The organism is Fischerella sp. PCC 9605, assembly GCF_000517105.1.
Taxonomy (GTDB): Bacteria; Cyanobacteriota; Cyanobacteriia; order Cyanobacteriales; family Nostocaceae; genus PCC9605.
In genome coordinates this window covers 1348824-1369851 of record NZ_KI912148.1, presented here as the reverse complement: position 1 = coordinate 1369851, position 21028 = coordinate 1348824, and the positions used below count along the sequence as shown (strand labels likewise).

The following is a 21028-nucleotide window of genomic DNA, read 5'->3' as shown; positions in this document are numbered from 1 at the left end:
TACACCAAGCTATGGTGAAATGCTACCAAATAAATCAGGATAAAACACTTATGCTTTAAAAACCTTGATTTGTATATGCGGAAAACTTTGAGTAGAACGAGTAAGTTAATGTATATATCGGGCAGCTACACCACTGCCACGAGTAAACTTTTTCTAATTTGGCTATCTATCTTAAATTAGTTATACCAAGTCCGTAGCAGCTGTACAGGATATTTATAATGAGTGTCTCCGCTAGTTTAACGCCTTTTAATAGTCCAACCCCCCCGTCACCGCCGATGATTTTGGATACTTTACCCGATCCTGCAATTGAAGGACAGGGTTGCCCCCGTAAAACTCGGGTGGAAATTGACTTGGTTTTACTCGCAATTGAGGCTTTAGAACTAGGTGGTTCAGAAGCTATTTTGTCATTTGCACAAGAGTTGGAACTAAAAGGAATTATTAAAGACAGGGTGAATTTATGGCGAATGCGTAGCACTAACCCTCTAAGACGAGCGCACATGCGCCGCTCTTTAACAATAACGGAGGCAAAAGCCCTAGTGGTAATTACTTGCTATTTAGCGCGGCGATTAACAGTTGTAATACGCCAGTTGCTAATGATATATCAGCAACTGAATGAAAAACAGATTCCATTAGAGCAGAATTTGCGCTTATCTAATTATTTAGAGCGATTTAGAGCGCATTTTAAAAGCCGAATGAACCCGCGACGTTCTGGTTTAATAGCGTTAAACTCAGATGAAAAATTAGATGAATTGGCTATAGAGTTGTTAGGAAAATTACTATTTTGTACAGGTACGGCTGGCATGCAGCGGTTCTGGATTTCTCTTTTTGACGGTGAAGTGGAATGAATATTCAACGTAAATACAGTCTACCGAATTGTACGTTACTTTTAGAGGGTTTAAGTGATGCCGCCAGGGCTGCACAGTTTCAGGAACTGCGCCCAGCACTGTCAATATTGGTAAATGCAGAATGTTATTTATCTGGCTATACTCAACCACTATCTGGAGGCAGGGAATTTTTTGAAAGCTTGGTAAGGGCTGTTAGTGCCTATGCCCAAGAATTTTTGAGTAATGTTTATCACCCACAAGCCCACAATTTTGAATCAGAGTTAGTACAGATACAAAAAATTGACAATAACCGACACAGGTTGATCGTACATTCGGAAGTTCCTGGTGGGCAAATTGTGCAGGTTAATTCCTACGGCAATGCTAAGCAGTCACTTCAAATTGATTTGAATACAGTACAGTTATTCGATCTAGTAGAAGCTGTTGACCAATTTTTTGCTGATTCCCAAACTTTACCAGAGCTATCACTAGAATTACAACCGGTTCCCAGACGCTATGGCAACACAGGTCAAGCCTTGGTCAAACAGGCACTGCCAGCTAGTGTAGGGGTAACGAGTTTGGCAGCAGCAGCGATCGCTTTTGCCGTCATACCACCTCCCGAAGTACGTCCACCAGAACCAACAACACAAAATCGGAGTGGCTCAACTATCTCTGGCGTCAATAGTTCTTCTACACCTGCTACCACTTCTTCACCAACAGCTAACGAGCAAGTAGCAGCTACTCCCACATTTACTCCAACGCCAACAGCTAATGAACAACTAGCAGCTACTCCCACATTTACTCCGACGCCAATTGCTACAACTACTACGAATCCTACATCTACTACATCACCTGCGATTCAAGATTTAGAAGCACTTTTAAATACCGTTCCTGAAATTACAGACGCATCTCAGCTACGTGCATTAAATCGTCAAATTTATAACCAAATTAATCCCGCTTGGTCTAATCGCCAAGGATTAAATCAGGATTTAGTCTTTCGCGTCGGTGTGGCAGCAGATGGGGCGATCGTTGGCTATAAGGCTGTGAACTCAGATTCAAATCAGGCAGTCGATCAAACTCCCCTACCTAACTTACTTTACAATCCTGCTAACCGCGCTTCCATCACTAATGAACCAATAGCGCAATTCCGAGTTGTTTTTACTAAAGTTGGTGTACTACAAGTTAGTCCTTGGCGGGGATACACAAAAGCGCCTGATGTTGTTGGTTCAAAAATTACTGACCCCAACCAAATCACACAATTAAATCAAAAACTTTACGATACCATTCGCCAAAATTGGCGTAGCACTCCCAGCTATCAGCGTGATTTAAAGTACCGCGTAGCAGTTAACAAAGATGGTATCATTGCCGACTACGAACCACTCAACCAAATGGCATTTGATTACTTTCGGGAAACACCGCTTCCTCAAATGTTCCAATCTGTTTACGGTTCAAATATTGCAGCTCCAAATAATCAAGAGCCTCTCGCTCACTTCCAGGTGATCTTCCAGCCTAATGGCAAACTAGAAGTTATGCCTTGGCAGGGGTATCAATAATTTAGTTAGTAGTTAGTAGATAGTAGTAATTTCTTGTGAATAATCAGCTACCAACTACCAACCACTAACCACTAACCACTAACAGCCCCCATTACCAATCTCGGTTGTTACCTTATAACTCTCCTCATGTAATTCCCCCATAGTTCAGCAGCTTGAGCGCTACTACCAGATGTGGGGGAATTGTTATCGTTACCCAGCCAAACACCAGTTACCAACCGACGGCTAGGAATAAAACCAATAAACCACAAGTCTACGTTTTTGTCAGTTGTACCAGTTTTTCCAGATACTGACAGATCCCCAATGGCAGCACGACTACCAGTACCGTTTGTAACTACTCCGCGTAGTAAACGAGTCATGGTATCAGCTACATCTGTACGCAACACGCGTCTGTTAGCTTCGGTATCTTGGTCAAAGGAGTAGATCACACGGCAAGTTTTTAAATCATTGCGATCGCGGCATTCACTGCTGTCTAAAATCCGGGTGATCGCATGGGGACGATTCCACACACCGCGATTGCCAATTGCCCCAAAAGCGCCAGTCATCTCCAAAACATTGACCACGCTTTGACCCAATACTAACCCCGGCACTGGATCTAGTTCTGACTTCACTCCCAGACGTCGTGCTGTCTCCACCACTTTATTCAATCCAACATCTCGGGCAAGCCGTAAAGCAATGGGATTTTCCGAAAGGGCAAGACCTGTAGCAACATCTAAACTACCACCAGCACCGCTCCGACAGGGCTTGTACGTAAAACCCTGCCAAGGAAAAGGAGCGCAGGAATACGACCTTCCTGGTGAAATTCCCTGTTCCATAGCGGCCGTGTAAGCAAAAACTTTGAAGGTTGAACCTGGTTGCCTTTGAGCTTGAAAAGCACGATTATATTGGCTAGTTCTATAATCAGTACCGCCCACCATCGCTAGGATCGCCCCTGTGCTGGAATCAAGCGTAACCATAGCCCCTTGAGAAAAGTTAAAACTTCTCCCAGCGTCGTTCACATGGTTACGCAAGGCTGCTTCTGCCAGATCTTGAACTTCTCGATCTAGCTTAGTTTCAATAATAAAGTTGCCTTCAGCTGCCAAGTCTTTTCCCAAGATGGATTCGAGTTCTTGGAAAACGTAACTGTAAAAATACGGTGCAATTGTCTTTGCTTGTTGTTCGCAAACTTTCGGGCTGATTTCAATGGGCGATCGCCTAGCTCGGTTATACTCATCTTGTTTGATTTTGCCCCTCTCCAGCATCCGCCTGATCACGCGATTGCGGTACTCAATAATCCGTGTTTTACTTTCGTTATCTCCGCAGAAATTAAAACCGTTGGGAGCAGGTAAAATTCCCACCAAAGTAGCTGCTTCTGCCAAAGTTAATTCTTTGGCTGACTTATCAAAATAATATCGAGCGGCATCCTCAAAGCCAGAAGTATCAGCCCCCAAGAAGACTCGATTTAAGTAAGTCAGCAAAATCTGGTCTTTGCTGTAAAACGTTTCTAACTTGAAGGAAACAATCGCTTCTCGAACCTTCCGACCTAGGGAATCCTGTCTACCCACATAATCGCGAAATAAACTACGAGCGACTTGCTGGGTAACTGTACTAGCTCCTTGCTGAACACCACCACTGCGGGTGTTAATCAGCACAGCTCGTAAAATTCCATAGGGGTCAACTCCAAAGTGCCAGTAATAACGGCTGTCCTCAGAAGCAATCACAGCCGCAGGCAAATAGGGACCGAAGTCTTGCAATCGCTTCATGTCTACATGAGCGGTATTCCTTGGCTCACGCAGAGGTGTTTCTCCATCGCCCGCGTATACAATGACAGGAGCACGAGTGGCTATAGGTAGGGGTCTTACGGAAAATTTCAGCCATTCAACACCAATGACAAGAACCATTAAGGCAGTAACACCGCCTACACCGTAAGCTGCCCAAGTTGTTGCTTTGATGTACCAAGGGGGTGGGTCGACATATTGCAGCCGCACTGAAGCAGCAAGTTCTGGCGGCCCCAAGGTGAGGATATCGCCGTGACGCAATTCTAAGGATGCGATCCGACGCTTGCCACGATAAATACCATTGGTGGAGTTTTCATCTTTGATGATAAAAACTGGTTGCCGTTGAGTCGAATCCCGCGACAGTGACAAATGAATTTGGCTGACAACTGGGTTACGGACGACAATATCGGAGGATTTGGAACTGCGACCGAGTATATAGCGATCGCCCAACAGCGGATATACTTCCGCCTTGTCCGCCCCCGCATCCTGCACCCAAAGTTCTGGTACTCTGGCATTAGGCTTAAGCGCCAGTTTGGAAAAATCAACCCTAGCTTGAATTGTCTGTACTGCTTGCGTTATCTGACCAAGCAAAGTTTGTGGCTTTTGAGGGGGTTGGGGGGAACTCATTGGCTAAAGAGACCACGGATATTACTGAAAAATCGGGCTAACAGCTTATCTCAATGTTTTTATTCCACCATTGTACTCATAACCCTATGAGGACGTTGGCAGCAAGGAATAGTTCCCGATTTTTCTTGACACCAAGATAATATATGGCAATATAACTTTTGTGGTTAATTTTGTCACATCTTGACTCCGTCTAAAATGCGATCGCTGTTCTATCATGTTTTTCTTTGTATACCGGAAACTGCTTGTCCAACGATAGCTAATACTTGTGCTGTAGTGCTTCTTTTCGCTACAAATTTATCAACTATAAATGATTTAAATTTTACAAGCTAACAATGCCAAACACTTTAACATGAAAAAATACATCCTCTTTTAGGAAGATTTTCTAAAACCTATTATCTGATTTAATGAGCGGAGACACTCCTTACTTGTAAGGAGTACCGCTTCCTTTAAGGTGTTGAGGTTAAGTAATATGAAGGGGAAATTTCTCACCCTGACAGGTACAGCCCTGATTCTGGCACTAACTAGCAACGTTGCTGTTGCTCAATCCACCAAATTTCCTGAATTAGTCAAAAACCAAAAAGAATCCACAGAATCATCCCAAGAAATCGAGCTTTCAGAAGATGCGATGGAAATTCTGTGTAAGAATTTCCCCCTAAATTCCCGGTGTCAGGGCAAAGCACCAGAAGGTACAACTCCTGAAGGTACAACAACTCCAGACAGCACCACTCCTGGAGGTACGACAACTCCTGAAGGTACAACAACCCCAGACAGTACCACTCCTGGAGACACGACAACTCCGGATGGCACGACAACTCCTGAAGGTACAACAACCCCAGACAGTACCACTCCTGGAGGCACAACAACTCCGGATGGAACAACAACTCCAGACAGCACCACTCCTGAAGGCACAACGACTCCGGATGGAACAACAACTCCAGACAGCACCACCCCTGGAGGTACGACAACTCCGGATGGAACAACAACTCCAGACAGCACCACCCCTGGAGGTACGACAACTCCGGATGGAACAACTCCATCATCTCCTGGCAGCCCTAGCGAAATGACTCCATCATCTCCGGATGGCACAACTCCGGGCTCCAGTGCTCCTGGTGGCATGACTCCAGACTCCAGCAGCCCCAGCCAAATGACTCCGGCTCCTGGTGGCACAACTCCAGACTCCAGCACTCCTGGTGGCATGACTCCAGACTCCAGCAGCCCCAGCCAAATGACTCCATCATCTCCGGATGGCACAACTCCGGACTCCAGCACTCCTGGTGGCATGACTCCGGATTCCAGCAGCCCCAGTCAAATTACTCCGGCTCCTGGCTCCAGCGATCCTGGCAGTATGACTCCAAACAGTCCTACTCAAATTCCTAGCAGTGCGCCTGGTACAGGTAATTAAAAAGATTATGGCTTCACACTAGCTGAAGTATAATCTGATATCAATCAACTGTATTTGATGAGTTGTTTAACAATTTGCGGCAAACCTGTTAGTGCATAAAAAATTAAGGAGGCTGTCTTAGACAGCCTCCTCAATTTTTATTGATATAGATAAAACTTTCACTGTTATACCAATAAAAAAAATGATTGCAACAGATGGATTTACATAACCCATACTACTACTCCCCAGAGGGTTTCTCAATCACGCTACTTGCCACAACGCTTGGTACCCCCGCAACGTACTGGCTCCGCAACGCAGTGGCTCCAAAATCTAAAATCCAAAATCCAAAATGGTATTACCTGCGATGTGATGTCGGTGTTTTTTGGAAGGTAGCTATTAGTAGGCAGGCAATACCAACATTAATAAACACATCTGCGAAATTAAATACAGGGAAGTTAATAAGTCGAAAATCGAGAAAATCAACAACATAGCCTAAAGCGAAGCGATCTATACCATTACCCATAGCACCACCTAAAATCAAGCCATAGCCCAACTGCTCCCAACGATTCAATAACGGGCCAAACCATGCTAATGCTATTAATGCCAAACTTACTCCCAAAGATAGCCAGCGCAACCACTCTACTTTCCCTGAAAACAAGCTAAAAGCTGCACCCGTGTTTGTGACATAGGTAAGGTGAAATATACCAGGTAATAATGGTAGTGACTCTCTCAAGTCGAAGGTTTGCACCACCCAGTATTTTGTGAGTTGATCTAAGACAAAAGCAATAAAGGCAGCAAGCCAGAAGTGTTGATTTTTAAAACGCATGGCAAATTAGTCATTGATCATTAGTCATTAGTCATTAGTCATTGGTCATTGGTCATGTGCTTTTGACAAATGACAAAGGACAAATGACAAAGGACTAATAAAACATTAAGTGTCGTAGCAAATAAGCTATGACAGTGACGGCACAGATTACGGCTAGTTGCCCTGGTAGTGCAAACCAAGAGTATTTGAGGATTGCTTGTATTAAGCTTAGAGTTTCTGTGCCTTGCCACTGCAAAACATAACTGATAATCAAATAACTAATACCGCAGACGTGGACAGTTAACAAGCCACAAATACAGCTAAATGCCAATGTTTCCAGTCGCGGTCTAGCTTTAAAGGCAAAAAAGCCACAAATCCAAGCTCCCGGAATAAAGCCTAACAAATAACCAAATTGGGACAACTTGACATAGCCAATACCACCACCATCGGCAAATACGGGTAATAAAGTTAAGCCCATAACTAAATAGCCGATTTGCGAAAGCGCACCAGCGTTTTTACCCCCTAAACAACCAACAAGCAACACCCCGCCAATTTGAAAGGTGACACCCAGAGAAAAAGAATGAATTCCATGCTTACTCCAACTCCAAGGTAAGGTGGTGATATGAGCTTCTAGGAAGGTACCACCCATAGTTAGCAGTAAGCCAATCATAGACCATAACAATTGATTGGATGCAGCTAACATTTACAATACACTCATGCAAATAATTCTCATGTAAGAGCAAAAAATAATCAAAATTATAAGCAATTTAGACTTAATTTGTGAGATATTTCTCCTAGTTGTTGGTTGATCTTAAGCTTGCCAAAACAAACAACCCTTAACCAACAACTACCAATAACCTTTACTAAAAATCTCATAACTGTTTTGGGAGTGTTTCATTTTATCTTTTAATCCTTATATTGAAAAATATCATTATAGTCTAACTAATATTGTACTAATGGTGTGGTCGGAAAAATACTTATAATTACTACTAAATTAGTTGCTTATACGAGCCACCCTACACGGAGAAATCTTGAATTATAGTCAATGATATTGCCACGACGCTACATCATCGTAAATTATACAAAGCTCAGTATGATACCAAATCATTCTGTTTTGTATATATTCTCTAATTTCGCCATAATTTTATCTCTAGGCTTGAAATGGTCAATAACTGAGTTTTTCACTATCGCCATTAATAGTTTCTAGCTTTTATTCTCGCTATCAGCATGACCTTGCCAATAAGAGTTTAGTTAGCTATCATCTCTCGACTCTTACAGCTAGTGCAAAATGTGTAAATAACTGATTCTTTTCCTAAGTATGTGTGTCAATTAGCAGAAACTAATATTCTGTTACAATCACTACCTTACTAAATTTAATAAGACTGCTCAAACACATCATATACATATAGCCAATGATTTATAATGCATTTTATAGGATGTTTTTTTACAGCACTAACTATTTCTTATAATTTGCGATTACGGCTATGATAATGCCACTTTTTAAGTCATGCCTTTATTATCCTTAGTCAGCTTGAAAATCAGCTAGCATCAGCATTTGATAACTTTAAAAATAATAAGATGATAGAATAATTAAATTTTTAAAAATTTTCTTTTCGTAATCTAATATTATTATCATTTTTATTTCATTTTTCGTAAAAATATGATTGTTTTTTCTTCTTTATAAAGTCACTTGTTAAATTGTGTATTAATACATTTGTACCAATATAAATTTATTCTTCAAGCCAAGCAGATTATGATTGAAACGCTCTACCGAGCAATGAAAATTAAAATTCACACAATTAACACTTGAAAAAGACAATAACTCCGAGTCTCTTAACCTATTCTTTACCAAAGAGTTATATATTTATAGGGGCTAATCTGTACAATTAACACCACACATCATAATCCATGCTTTCCCGTACACCAATAATTAATAAATCTCACTTAACGAGAGCAATTTCAGTAATAGCACTGACAGTCAGCCTTGCTGCTTGTGGCGGACAGGAAGCTCAAAACAATACTTCCACTGGCGATGCAACTCCTGGTGGTGCTACTGATGCTACTGCCTCTAGCCCAGGCAAACTGGATCTTGGTGGAAATGTATCCTTAACTGGGGCTGGTGCGTCTTTTCCAGCACCAATTTACAGTCGTTGGTTTTTCGATTTAAACAAGAAGTATCCCAACCTGCAAGTAAACTATCAGTCAGTTGGTAGCGGTGCTGGAGTTGAGCAATTCACCAAAGGCACTGTAGATTTTGGTGCTAGTGATGTGGCTATGAAAGACGAAGAAATCCAAAAAGTGCCACAAGACAAAGGCGTGCTAATGCTGCCCATGACTGCTGGAAGCATTGTGCTAGCCTACAATGTCCCAGGTGTTGAAGAGCTAAAGCTACCACGGGCAGTTTATACTGATATCTTGCTTGGCAAAATTAAGACTTGGAACGATCCAAAAATTGCTGCTGCTAATCCAGGTGTCAACCTCCCCAACCAGCCAATCTCAGTAATATATCGTTCCGATGGTAGCGGTACTACAGGCGTGTTTACAAAACACCTCAGCGCTATCAGCCCTGAGTGGAAAAGCAAAATTGGCGAAGGCAAAACTGTCAACTGGCCTGTAGGAGTCGGTGCTAAGGGTAATGAAGGTGTTACTGCCCAAATCACACAAAATCAAGGCTCGATTGGTTACGTAGAGTACGGCTACGCCAAACAAAATAATCTCAAGTATGCTGCTTTAGAAAATAAAGCAGGTAAATTTGTTGTACCTACTGAGGAATCTGCATCTAAAACCCTGGAAGCAGTAACTCTACCAGACGATTTTCGCGCCTTTATTGCAGATCCTGACGGAGACGAATCTTATCCTGTTGTTTCCTACACTTGGATTTTGGCTTATAAAAAATACCCCGATGCGGCAAAAGCCAAAGCAATGGAAGCGATGATTGAGTACGGGTTAACAGAAGGTCAGAAAGTTAGCGCTGAATTAGGGTACGTTCCTTTACCTGCAAACGTGGTTCAGAAAGTAGCTGCGGCTGCTGATGCCATTAGCCCTGATTACAAAATTGCTGTAGGCGAAAGCAATGAACCAAGCGCGAGTAAATAGCATGTAGTCATTTGTCCTTTGTCATTTGTCATTTGTAATAAATCAATGACCAATGACTAGTCGCTCATTACTAATGTGGTTCGCTCCCACTTTTTTAAGCGTTCGTGGATAAATTCATTCATGAATACACCATTTCAAAGTGATAGATCTATAGTCAAGCCGCGTTCTGAATTTGAAAAGTCTCTGGATACTAGCTTTATCTGGCTAACGCGAGTTTTTGCTCTGGCGATCGTAGCTGTCTTATTATGGATAGCCATTGAGGTTGCTATTGAAGCGACACCTGCAATTAGAGAGTTTGGTGCCAGATTTTTAGCTGAAAGTACTTGGAATCCCGTCAATAACATATACGGTGTACTGCCGCAAGTCTACGGGACTTTAGTTAGTTCTTTTCTTGGCCTGCTGATATCTGTACCAATTGGTGTTGGCACAGCGATATTACTGAGCGAAAATTGGCTACCGCTATCTATACGGACAGTATTAGTCTTTTTGGTAGAACTGCTAGCAGCAATTCCCAGTGTTGTCTATGGCATCTGGGGAATTTTTGTTTTGATTCCTCCGCTGACAGCTTTAGGAAGATGGCTCAATAGTTCTTTCGGTTGGCTGCCAATTTTTAGCACTGTTCCCACAGGGCCAGGGATGTTTCCTGCGGGCATAATTCTAGGAATTATGACCTTACCGATCATCACAGCTATTTCTCGTGATGCTCTGATTTCTGTACCCTCCAGTTTGCGTCAAGCAGCTTTTGGACTTGGAGCAACTCGTTGGGAAACAATTTTCAAAGTTATTTTACCTGCCGCTTTTTCTGGCATCGTCAGTGCTGTGATGCTTGCTCTTGGTCGGGCGATGGGAGAAACGATGGCCGTAACCATGTTGATTGGTAACTCCAATAGAATTAGCCCTTCATTGTTTGCACCGGCCAATACGATTTCTTCTTTGCTAGCAAACCAGTTTGCAGAAGCAAGTGGCCTGCAAGTATCTGCTCTGATGTACGCTGCTTTGATTTTGTTTGTTTTAACTCTGATAGTAAACGTTTTGGCTGAGTTAATAGTCCTGCGAGTGAAGCGACTGTAGACTGTGACATTTTCGCGTTTTAAAGTTTGTTGAATATGGCTTATACTCCAGACCAATCTCAAAGTGCATTTCTCCGCGGCAGTCTGAAGCGCTCTTCATCTGGGCGATCGCTGTTTAACACAATAATGACAGTAATAGCATTTATATGTGGAATATTGGCAATTATACCTTTGGTAGCTGTGCTTTCCTACGTCATTATCCAAGGTTTAGGCAGTTTTCGACCGGGTCTGTTTACTGAGTTGCCACCACCACCATTGGTACAGGGAGGGGGTTTTGGCAATGCTATCATTGGTACACTGGTCATGGTAGCTATTGGAGCTTTGATCAGCATCCCCATTGGCGTTTTCGCTGCTGTTTATTTGACAGAGTTTAGCTCTGGGAAAATCGCTCGCTGGGTACGCTTTGCAACCAACATTCTCAATGGTGTGCCCTCAATTATTGCCGGGGTATTTGCTTATGGTATTGTGGTAGTCACAACAGGCACATTTTCTGCGGTTGCTGGAGGCGTAGCCTTGGCAGTGTTAATGCTGCCAATTATTGTGCGAACCACGGACGAAGCTTTACAGTTAGTATCAAATGATTTGCGACAAGCCGCAGTGGGTTTAGGTTCAACGAAATTTCAATCCGTGATGCTAGTGGTATTACCAGCAGCAGTACCGGCAATTGTTACAGGGGTAACGCTGTCGATCGCACGAGCAGCAGGAGAAACTGCACCCCTGTTGTTCACAGCTTTATTTTCCCAATTCTGGCCTACTGGTTTATTCCAACCTACGGCATCCCTGGCAGTTCTGGTTTACAACTTTGCAATTGCTCCCTATAAAAACTGGCAATCAATGGCTTGGGCTGCGTCTCTAATTTTGGTGTTGATGGTTTTGCTTACCAGTATTATTGCTCGCTTGGCAACTCGCCGCAAAATTTACTCATGATTCTAGGGAATCGTCATAAATTTAACAACAGTCGAATTAGAAATATTAGCATCTATGGCCACTAACATTAGCACCGCCAATCAAACCGACACTGTCTTACGTACTGAAGGTCTTAACATTTACTACGGTAACTTTTTGGCAGTACGTGACATTTGGATGGATATTCCTAGAAATCGCGTCACAGCCTTGATTGGTCCGTCTGGATGCGGTAAAAGTACGTTGTTGAGATGTTATAACCGCCTCAATGACCTGATTGAGTCATTTCGAGCAGAAGGAAAGGTTTTTTACTATGGTGAAAACCTATATGCACCCCATATCGATCCTGTAGAAGTGCGCCGTAAGATTGGGATGGTGTTTCAAAAAGCAAACCCTTTCCCCAAATCAATTTACGACAACATTGCTTTTGGGCCCAGACTCAATGGTTACAAAGGTGATATGGATGAACTGGTAGAGCGATCGCTCAGACAAGCCGCTTTGTGGGATGAAGTCAAAGATAAACTCAAGCAAAGTGGTTTATCTCTATCCGGCGGTCAACAGCAGCGTTTGTGTATTGCTAGGGCGATCGCAGTTCAGCCAGACGTGCTTTTGATGGATGAACCTTGCTCAGCTCTCGACCCAATTTCTACCCTGCAAGTTGAAGAACTGATCCACGAACTTAAACAACGATATACCGTGGTCATTGTTACTCACAACATGCAACAAGCCTCGCGAGTGTCCGATATGACAGCCTTTTTTAACGTCCAGACAAATGAAAAGGGTGCTCGTACTGGCTACCTTGTAGAATACGATCTTACAGAGGCAATTTTCCAAAATCCCCAGCAAGAAGCGACCAAAGAGTACGTCAGCGGTAAATTCGGTTAAAAATTACCCATTTACTGGGCAGCAATTAGGGATTTGTTAAAGATAAAGCTGGTTCTCGGATGAAGATAGGGAACTAGCTTTTTGAATAAGTATTAAATATCTTTAAAGCGGGCAGCGGGAATCGAACCCGCATCAATAGCTTGGAAGGCTATGGTTTTACCACTAAACTATGCCCGCAAATTTCCAACTTAAATATAGTAATACAATCTCAGCTAAAAATCAAGCTAGCGACGCTCTATTTTAATATTTACAACCAAATTGCTGGGAACCGATACCCCATTATTTTGGGCTGGGCGAAATGACACTTTTTGGAAAACTTCAACAAGGAGTTGCTGATATTTGCTTTTCTTTGCTGCTAGCTCCTCGGGATTAATATCTATAATGTTTACTCCTGAGTTGCCATTTGCATCACGGGCCATCAAATTGCCATTTTCATCAACTGCTAAAGAAGCGATCAAATCTACACTTTCCAGATCGGGTTCGCTGCGGAGAAAATCTATGGGCAAGTTTTTTGTGTTTTCTCCCAGAGGTTGAGCCAAAATCTCTGGTGGTATATCTTGTCTCACCACTCCTTTTTGGAGCAAATCAATCATTCCCTCTCTAGAAAAAACATCCCAGCTTGCTACCAGTCCTTCACCCGTTTGATTTTCAGGAGGTGATAACTGCGGTGGTGGTTCAACTGATGGATCTATTGTTGGTAGTGGGGTTGACTGGCCAAGTGAGATATTGGCGTCTGGTTGTCCAGGAAGAGGAACGGGTGGGATTTGAGAAATAGGTGGTTGCGACTCCTGTTGTTCATTTGTGGAGGGTGAGGTGTTTTTTGGCAAATTTGTATTATTTGTATCTGTAGTATTGGGAAATGATGAAGCTTGGTTTTGTTTGTCTGGTAGTGAATTTTCTTGTTCTGAAGTAGGTGTATCTGTATTATTAGAGGTTTGTGGTGGAAGTGTGCTTTCAGCAGGCTGTGGATTCTTCGCCGCTGGTGGCACAGGTGCGGGGGTAAACTTGGGAGTAAATTCTGGTTTTGTTGTTAGTTGAGGCTGTACTGTTGTTGTTGTTTGCTCAACAGTGGATGTATTAGAGTTTTGTTGCCTCAGGGTTGAGTCATTAGGTTTAGAGGCGATCGCTGTTTTATTGTCAGTTAAAGCGATCGCGTTATTATCTTCGGAAGCTGGAGCGGGTTTAGCTGTCTGTGCTGATGATGTTTGAGTAGTGGATGATGGCTTTGGTGGGACTGGTTTGGCTTGAGGTTGAACTTTTGAACGTTCTGTTGGAGAAATTTCTACTAGTTCAATTGGCACAGCACTACTTGAATACTGCTGCTGTAAAAGGCTCAACCGATATGAGTAGAAGCGCATTAGCCAAAACACAAGCAAGTGCAAGGCTACCGAACCTGCGACTACAGCAATCCATAAACCAGGTGGATCGGTATGTCGCCGACCTATTTGAGATGGAATTGGAGTTTGGTTAGTAACCGAGTTTGTCATAATCTTGCTAATTGCTGCTTTGTCCTTCTGGTAAGAGTTTATAGTGGGTGCAAATTTTTTCTCAAATTAAAAGTTAACATTTAGTTCTCTCTGAAGTTATCGTGGTATCGATGAATTTCACGCATATTCTGGCTGAAACTTGTATATGAGGCTATGCCGTTACTCAATCACGCTGATCGTCTGTTTTACTTCCCTGGGTTTGGACTACAGTTCTGCAATGACAGCCACACAACACCCAGTCTCCCAAATTTTAGAACTTGCTCAAGCCAATTCCACAAACCTTGCTCGGCAGCCTATTCTCAAACTAGGCAGCACAGGGGATGATGTGAAGATATTACAAACCCAACTCAAGGAGCTAGGATACTACGATAGTGTTATCGATGGACAGTACGGCCCAACTACACGTAATGCTGTCTTGAAGTTTCAGCAAGACCAAGGTTTAGTGGCGAATGGCATCGCTGGTACACAAACTCAGAACCTAGTGCAGGCAGAAGTAGAAAAAAAGCTTAATACTGCCAATCCTACTCCACAGCCTACTACAAATAACAAACAATCCAAAGGGCGTGGTTTAGTATGGTGGTTGCTAGTGGCGATAGGTGTTTTGGGAACCGTAGGCGCGCTACTGTACTTCATGAAATGGTTTGGCAAGTCTAAAAAAGTTGTACCTTCACAAGACTCATCTCCGGAAACTATTACTCAAACGGAAACCCAACAAGTCCAGCCACCCTTACAAGAGTTAGACGCCACTCCCCCTAATCCGCAAGCGGCTACCACATCACAACCTCCAAAATTACTGCCACCAACAACCACTTCTCGCCTTGCTAAAGTTAACATCGTTGACGAGTTGCTCAAAGATTTAGGCAGTCCCGATCCAACAAAGCGGCGCAAGGCGATTTGGGATTTAGGTCAACAGGGAGACTCACGGGCTATTCAGCCATTAGTCGATCTGATGATAGATGCAGATTCTCAACAGCGCAGCTTAATTTTGGCTGCTTTGACAGAAATTGGCATTCGTACACTCAAACCGATGAATCAGGCTTTAGCAATGTCTTTGCAACATGAAAGCCCGCAAGTACGGCAAAATGCTATCCGTGACTTAACTCGTATTTATGACATGATGGCTCAAATCAGCCAAATGTTATGTCATGCTGTACAAGATCCTGATGCTGAAGTCCAAGCAACAGCACGGTATGCTCTTGCACAAATGAATCGTATCCGTAGTTTGCCTTCTCAAGACAAACCATCGAAAAATTCACGGCAAGAACTTAAAAAGCTAGATTAATGGTTATTGAGGAGATGAACTGTAACGCTGACAATTTTCTCGTTAAGGTAGAACCAAATAGGTTTTTGTAGAGATGTGTCACGGTGCGTCTCTACAGTATTTAATATGTATCACGTTAACGGAACATGGTGTAAATTATAACTATTTAACTTGTAAGCGCGATAGTTTAAACAGCCAGTGAAAAAGTATAATCTCAACTCAAAAACAATTCTCTTATCCCCCTACTACCAATTTCCACTGCCAACGCTGCCAACAGAAAACCCAAAAGCTGAGTAATAATTACCTCACCTTCTGCACCAATCCACTGATCGATAAAGTTTGCCTGTCGCAAAATTAACCAACTGACTAACATCGCTGCAACAATCCCTACCAACACACCAATATGTGGATTGGGAGATTCTGACATTAACAACATTACGGTGGTTAGTGTACCAGGGCCTGCCAGTAGTGGCAAAGCCAGAGGAGTAATTGCCACATCGCGCTCTTGGTCAATGACTGGAGTATCTAATTCTCCTTGAAGCATTTGTAAAGAAATTAACAACAGTAGCAGTCCTCCAGCTACTCGCAACGACCCCATACTTACATCCAAGTAACTCAGAATCAATTGACCAGCACAGGCAAAGAGCAACAGTACTACTATTGCCACCACAATGGCTTTATCTATCACTTTGTTTCTTCGTTCTGGTTCCATACCTTTGGTCAAAACCAAAAGTACTGGTATGTTACCGACTGCATCCGCAAGTACAAACACAGCAATGAAAGTTTTAATCAGAATAGATGCATCCACAGCAGACAGAATTTATTAAGATTTTCTAACAACCTAACCTGAATTTAGTCCAATTTCCAAGCAACCATAGGAAGAGAGTGGGAGATGGGGCAATGAATGGGGAGAGTGGGGGAGTCGGGGAGTGGGAGAGTGGGAGACGACCAACCACTAACTACTAACCACTAACTACTAACCACTAACTACTAACCACTAACTACTAACCACTAACTACTAACCACTAACTACTAACCACTAACTACTAACCACTAACTACTAACCACTAACAAATAACCAATGACAAATGACTAAAAGATAAAGATTATATTTTGATAATCTACTTTGTATAACAGTTGTTAAATCTATGAAATCTTATTTAGCCGCCGCTATTCAAATGACAAGTGTGCCTGACCTAGAAAAAAATTTGGCACAAGCAGAGGAATTAATCGATTTAGCCGTACATCAAGGTGCTGAATTGGTGGGTTTACCAGAGAATTTTCCTTTTATGGGAGAAGAAAAGGATAAACTCGCTCAAGCTGATGCGATCGCCCACAAAACAGAAATATTCTTGAAAACAATGGCGCAGCGCTATCAAATTACTATCCTAGGTGGCGGCTTTCCCGTTCCCGTGGAGGGTGCAGGCAAAGTCTACAATACTGCGTTACTCCTCGACCCCAACGGTCAAGAACTCCTGCGCTATCACAAGGTACACCTATTTGATGTTAACGTCCCTGATGGCAATACCTATCGAGAATCTAGCACAGTGATGGCTGGTAAAGAACTACCTTCTATTTATTGTGGTGAAAAATTAGGTAATCTTGGACTTTCGGTTTGTTACGATGTCCGCTTCCCCGAACTTTACCGTCATCTGGCATCCAAGGGAGCAGATGTGATGTTTGTTCCCGCTGCTTTCACTGCTTTCACAGGTAAAGACCACTGGCAAGTCTTGCTGCAAGCCCGTGCGATTGAAAATACTTGTTATGTGATTGCACCAGCACAAACCGGACTGAATTACAACCGCCGTCAAACTCACGGACATGCAATGATTATCGACCCGTGGGGAATGATTTTAGCTGATGCTGGCGAAAAACCGGGAGTTGCGATCGCCGAAATCAATCCTTCGCGCCTCGAACAAGTCCGCCGTCAAATGCCGTCTTTGCAACACCGCGTATTTTAATAGTTTACGGTCATTAGGCGCGAGCGATCGCGTCTCTACTAGGGGAGTTCCAAATAAAAAAAACATCCCAAATTTTCTTGTGGGATGGGTGTCTTCACCCGTCCCATTTAACGAGAATTAGAGCTTTTAGCTCTCTCACTCGAATGTTACAAAATATCAGTAATAGTTTGTAATTGTAAAAAAATTGAACTTTTGCAATTTGTGCTGTCTCTATAATCAAAATATAAAAATCTAATCATATTACAAAAGGTGTCCGCAATTGAATAAGCGAACTTTAAAATTTTGTTTAACAGCTATTGTATCGCCACTATTCTTATGGGCTTGCAGTCCAAATAACACCTCACAGCAAGTAACTCCTACTAGTTCCCCAGCAGCCCAACAAAACTCATCTGCTGCCAACAAAGTTCAAGTAACTGTCAAAGAAATGCAATTCCAGCTATCACCATCCACAGTCCCAGCGGGGCCAGTGGAATTTGTCACGAACAATCAAGGAAACCTTGACCATGAAATGGTAGTTATTAAAACCGACTTGCCATTAGATAAGCTACCGCTTAAAGGCGATCGGCTTGACGAAGATAAAGCAGGCAAAAAAATTGGTGAGATTGAAGAAGAGGAACTCACAAGTGGTGCAACCAAAACACTCGCAGTGAATCTAACTCCAGGTAATTATCTAATAGTTTGCAACTTACCAGGACACTTCCAAGCCGGGATGAGAACTTTTCTCACAGCTAAGTAAATAGTATAAATAAATACGATTTAGATAAGTATAAACGCGAAATTCCGCGTCTCTACAGACCAAATTTTTTGTACCAAAAATCCTTAACTGAACCATATTGAGGTATTAATAAACATGAGCTTGAAAACCGTTGTTTGTTGGTTAGTTGTTGTTACAACAACTAACCACTAACCAATGTACAGACGTGCCATGGCACGTCTCTACAACTACTAACTACTAACCACTAACAATCACTGCGAGAAACACGTTTATTGATGCCGAACCAATTAAAACAAAAAAACCGGGGAACAAACGCTACCCGGCTTAGTCAAACTAGTGTGAGAATCCTCAGTTATCTAGGGACACAGCTAGCTGTGAGGTGTCCCTATTGACTTATTTTCTCAAGTTATAGAGCAACAGTTTTCTTAATTGCAGCGCTGAGTTCGCCTTTAGCATACTTAGCAGCAAATTCTTCCAAAGAAACCTGCTTAATCTTGCTAGCGTTGCCAGCAGTACCAAATTGCTGGTAGCGGTCGGCACAAACTTTTTGCATGTACTTAATAGAAGGCTTGAGGAAGTGACGGGGGTCAAATTCCTTAGGATCTTTTGCCAAAGCTTCCCGGACGGCGGCGGTAATTGCCAGACGGTTGTCGGTATCGATATTTACCTTACGCACACCGCTCTTGATGCCTTTTTGAATTTCTTCCACGGGTACGCCATAGGTTTCGGGAATAGCACCACCGTACTGGTTAATTAAAGCAATCAAATCTTCGGGTACGGAGGAGGAACCGTGCATTACCAAGTGAGTGTTGGGCAGACGGCGGTGAATTTCTTCAATGCGGCTGATTGCCAAAATTTCGCCAGTTGGCTTGCGGGTGAACTTGTAAGCACCGTGGCTAGTACCAATCGCAACTGCCAAAGCGTCTACTTGGGTTTGCTCGACAAAGTCAACAGCTTGATCGGGGTCGGTTAGCAATTGGTCATGGGAGAGTTTACCTTCAAAACCGTGACCATCTTCTTTGTCGCCCATACCAGTTTCCAGAGAACCCAAGCAACCGAGTTCGCCTTCAACGCTGACACCTAGTGCATGAGCTACTTCCACCACTTGGCGGGTGACTTTGACGTTGTATTCGTAGCTAGCAGGGGTTTTAGCATCAGCTTCCAGGGAACCATCCATCATCACGCTGGTAAAGCCGTTTTTAATTGCTGAGTAGCAAGTAGCAGGCTCGTTGCCATGATCTTGGTGCATGGCAATGGGCAGATAGGGATAGGTTTCCACTGCTGCCAAAATCAGGTGACGTAAGAAGTTTTCGCCAGCATACTTACGAGCACCACGAGAAGCTTGCAAAATCACGGGGCTATCTGTTTCATGGGCAGCCTGCATAATCGCTTGAATCTGCTCCATGTTGTTCACGTTATAAGCTGGGATACCGTAATTGTTCTCAGCCGCGTGATCCAACAGCAGCCGCATTGGCACGAGCGCCATAGATAGTCCTCCTAATGTAGTTGTCAGCTAATCGGTTTGAAGTATAGCGTAAATAAATATTACGCCAATCTTAAAAAATTATTGTGGGCTTATAGGAAATTATAACTAGTGATGGGTGTCTATAGTTGAAAAAGTTTGCGCTGTAGCTTGAAATGCACAAAATAATGCTTATATAGATGTCATACACATTATTTATATTTTTAAATGGGTCGCCTGGGATTCGAACCCAGAACTAATCGGTTAAAAGCCGAGTACTCTACCATTGAGTTAGCGACCCTTGTTTTTGCAAATCGCAACTTCATCAATTTAGCACAACCATCTGTGGATTTGCAAGGAGATTTAGAAAAAATTTGCCGAAATTTTCACTGTTGCCGAACAGGTAGCTCCCGGTTCCAAAACTGTCAGATCCTCACCTGTATTGATAGCATTACGAGAGGCGCTCCAAGGTTCAAGGCAGTAGAAGTCTTTGCCTTTAAGCGTCCAAAACACAAGCGTGGAAAAGACACGATCGTATTCCAGCGTTAGTTTTAGTTTCCGACTGCGATCGCTGACGGTGGCAAACTGCCCGCTTAATGGTTTAAATGCCACATCAATTTCATCCTTGGTAAAGTCAAATTTACCATTAAAGGTATGAATTTCCTTGCTTCGCTGGTCTTGGTACTTTTGGGCAGGAATTTCAAACTCTAGCTGAGTTTTATCCTGTGTCAGAAAGTAAGGATGAAACCCAAAAGAAAAGGGCATTGCTTGCGAGGAACGATTGGTATACTGTTGCTGGATTTCTAAGGTATTGCCTTGGATTACGTAGCTGAAAGCTAAATGAAAATCAAAGGGATATACTGTCTTTGTTTTCTCGTTGCTGGAAAGATGAAGCTTCAGAAAAGTCTTATTTTCAGCAGACACCTGCTCATGTTCCCACGGCAGATCGCGAGCAAAGCCATGTTGTTTGAGTGTATACTGCTGCCCTTGGTAAGTGTAAGTATTATCCGGTAAATTTCCGCAGATAGGAAATAAAATCGGAATACCGCCTCTAACACTAAGTTCAGGGTTAGCAAAGCGTTCTTCATCCAAGTAGAGCATTTCTTGCCCTTGGACTCGCCAACGCGTGATAATACCGCCGCGTTCTGGTACCACTTCTAGCTGAGAGTTGGTGGTGCGATCGCAAAGAATTAAAGTTAGGTATTGTCTTTGTTCTTGTGAAATATCAAACACGACTTTTTTAATGA

The 21028-nt window shown here is 42.9% G+C and carries 17 protein-coding genes and 2 tRNA genes; 10 read left to right on the top strand and 9 right to left on the bottom strand.

All coding sequences use genetic code 11. From position 1 onward, the window contains the following. Positions 1-218 precede the first annotated feature (218 nt). Together FIS9605_RS0108320 and FIS9605_RS0108315 are read left to right on the top strand one after the other, a co-directional pair. The gene (locus FIS9605_RS0108320) at positions 219-845 is read left to right on the top strand and encodes a DUF3038 domain-containing protein (protein ID WP_026732176.1); all 627 of its coding nucleotides are present in this window, start codon (positions 219-221) and stop codon (positions 843-845) included. After that, complete coding sequence (locus FIS9605_RS0108315) at positions 842-2374, top strand: DUF4335 domain-containing protein (protein ID WP_026732175.1); 1533 nt, start codon at positions 842-844, stop codon at positions 2372-2374. Before FIS9605_RS0108320 ends, FIS9605_RS0108315 begins: the two co-directional genes overlap by 4 nt. A 107-nt stretch (positions 2375-2481) precedes the next feature. Here the strand turns inward: FIS9605_RS0108315 and FIS9605_RS0108310 are convergent, their stop codons facing one another. Then, the gene (locus tag FIS9605_RS0108310; protein ID WP_026732174.1) at positions 2482-4755 is read right to left on the bottom strand and encodes a transglycosylase domain-containing protein; all 2274 of its coding nucleotides are present in this window, start codon (positions 4753-4755) and stop codon (positions 2482-2484) included. 469 nt (positions 4756-5224) lie between these two features. Here FIS9605_RS0108310 and FIS9605_RS36580 point away from each other — a divergent pair, with 469 nt between their 5' ends. Continuing rightward, the gene (locus FIS9605_RS36580; protein ID WP_063748450.1) at positions 5225-6157 is read left to right on the top strand and encodes a hypothetical protein; all 933 of its coding nucleotides are present in this window, start codon (positions 5225-5227) and stop codon (positions 6155-6157) included. A 334-nt stretch (positions 6158-6491) separates the two neighbouring features. On the opposite strand, the gene lspA is transcribed toward FIS9605_RS36580, so the two are convergent. Then, the gene (lspA, locus tag FIS9605_RS0108300) at positions 6492-6962 is read right to left on the bottom strand and encodes a signal peptidase II (protein ID WP_026732173.1); all 471 of its coding nucleotides are present in this window, start codon (positions 6960-6962) and stop codon (positions 6492-6494) included. Between the two features lie 94 nt (positions 6963-7056). Next, a complete protein-coding gene (locus FIS9605_RS0108295; RefSeq protein ID WP_026732172.1) occupies positions 7057-7644 on the bottom strand; it encodes a biotin transporter BioY in 588 nt (195 codons plus the stop codon). A 1205-nt stretch (positions 7645-8849) separates the two neighbouring features. Between FIS9605_RS0108295 and pstS the strand changes: the two genes are divergently transcribed. From pstS to pstB, 4 genes are all read left to right on the top strand, one after another. Continuing rightward, entirely contained in the window at positions 8850-10037 is a 1188-nt protein-coding gene (pstS, locus tag FIS9605_RS0108290) for a phosphate ABC transporter substrate-binding protein PstS (protein ID WP_026732171.1), read from the top strand. Positions 10038-10157: 120 nt separating this feature from the next. Next, positions 10158-11108, top strand: coding sequence for a phosphate ABC transporter permease subunit PstC (gene pstC, locus FIS9605_RS0108285; protein WP_026732170.1), 951 nt, complete (start codon positions 10158-10160; stop codon positions 11106-11108). Positions 11109-11143: 35 nt separating this feature from the next. Next, positions 11144-12034 (top strand): phosphate ABC transporter permease PstA, encoded by an 891-nt coding sequence (pstA, locus tag FIS9605_RS0108280; RefSeq protein ID WP_197036012.1) that lies wholly within the window; start codon positions 11144-11146, stop codon positions 12032-12034. 54 nt (positions 12035-12088) lie between these two features. Then, positions 12089-12895 carry a phosphate ABC transporter ATP-binding protein PstB gene (gene pstB, locus FIS9605_RS0108275; RefSeq protein ID WP_026732168.1) on the top strand — a complete coding sequence of 269 codons (807 nt, stop codon included), beginning with the start codon at positions 12089-12091 and terminating at the stop codon, positions 12893-12895. A 106-nt stretch (positions 12896-13001) separates the two neighbouring features. On the opposite strand, the gene FIS9605_RS0108270 is transcribed toward pstB, so the two are convergent. Together FIS9605_RS0108270 and FIS9605_RS0108265 are read right to left on the bottom strand one after the other, a co-directional pair. Next, a tRNA-Gly gene (locus FIS9605_RS0108270) sits at positions 13002-13072 on the bottom strand. A gap of 47 nt (positions 13073-13119) precedes the next feature. After that, on the bottom strand, positions 13120-14382 hold the full coding sequence (locus FIS9605_RS0108265; RefSeq protein WP_026732167.1) for a hypothetical protein: 1263 nt from the start codon (positions 14380-14382) through the stop codon (positions 13120-13122). Between the two features lie 217 nt (positions 14383-14599). Between FIS9605_RS0108265 and FIS9605_RS0108260 the strand changes: the two genes are divergently transcribed. Continuing rightward, on the top strand, positions 14600-15664 hold the full coding sequence (locus FIS9605_RS0108260; RefSeq protein WP_442854688.1) for a peptidoglycan-binding protein: 1065 nt from the start codon (positions 14600-14602) through the stop codon (positions 15662-15664). 193 nt (positions 15665-15857) lie between these two features. Here FIS9605_RS0108260 and FIS9605_RS0108255 read toward each other — a convergent pair whose 3' ends face one another. Beyond that, on the bottom strand, positions 15858-16451 hold the full coding sequence (locus FIS9605_RS0108255) for a MarC family protein (protein ID WP_026732165.1): 594 nt from the start codon (positions 16449-16451) through the stop codon (positions 15858-15860). Positions 16452-16791: 340 nt separating this feature from the next. On the opposite strand from FIS9605_RS0108255, the gene FIS9605_RS0108250 reads away from it, so the two are divergent. Together FIS9605_RS0108250 and FIS9605_RS0108245 are read left to right on the top strand one after the other, a co-directional pair. Next, positions 16792-17604, top strand: a complete 813-nt coding sequence (locus FIS9605_RS0108250) for a carbon-nitrogen hydrolase family protein (protein WP_026732164.1) — start codon at positions 16792-16794, stop codon at positions 17602-17604. 259 nt (positions 17605-17863) lie between these two features. After that, on the top strand, positions 17864-18340 hold the full coding sequence (locus FIS9605_RS0108245) for a cupredoxin domain-containing protein (RefSeq protein WP_197036011.1): 477 nt from the start codon (positions 17864-17866) through the stop codon (positions 18338-18340). 385 nt (positions 18341-18725) lie between these two features. Here the strand turns inward: FIS9605_RS0108245 and fba are convergent, their stop codons facing one another. The 3 genes from fba to FIS9605_RS0108230 form a co-directional block, all read right to left on the bottom strand. Next, complete coding sequence (gene fba / locus FIS9605_RS0108240) at positions 18726-19805, bottom strand: class II fructose-bisphosphate aldolase (RefSeq protein ID WP_026732162.1); 1080 nt, start codon at positions 19803-19805, stop codon at positions 18726-18728. A gap of 205 nt (positions 19806-20010) precedes the next feature. Then, a tRNA-Lys gene (locus tag FIS9605_RS0108235) sits at positions 20011-20082 on the bottom strand. 62 nt (positions 20083-20144) lie between these two features. After that, positions 20145-21014, bottom strand: a complete 870-nt coding sequence (locus tag FIS9605_RS0108230; protein WP_026732161.1) for an aldose epimerase family protein — start codon at positions 21012-21014, stop codon at positions 20145-20147. Positions 21015-21028 lie beyond the last annotated feature (14 nt).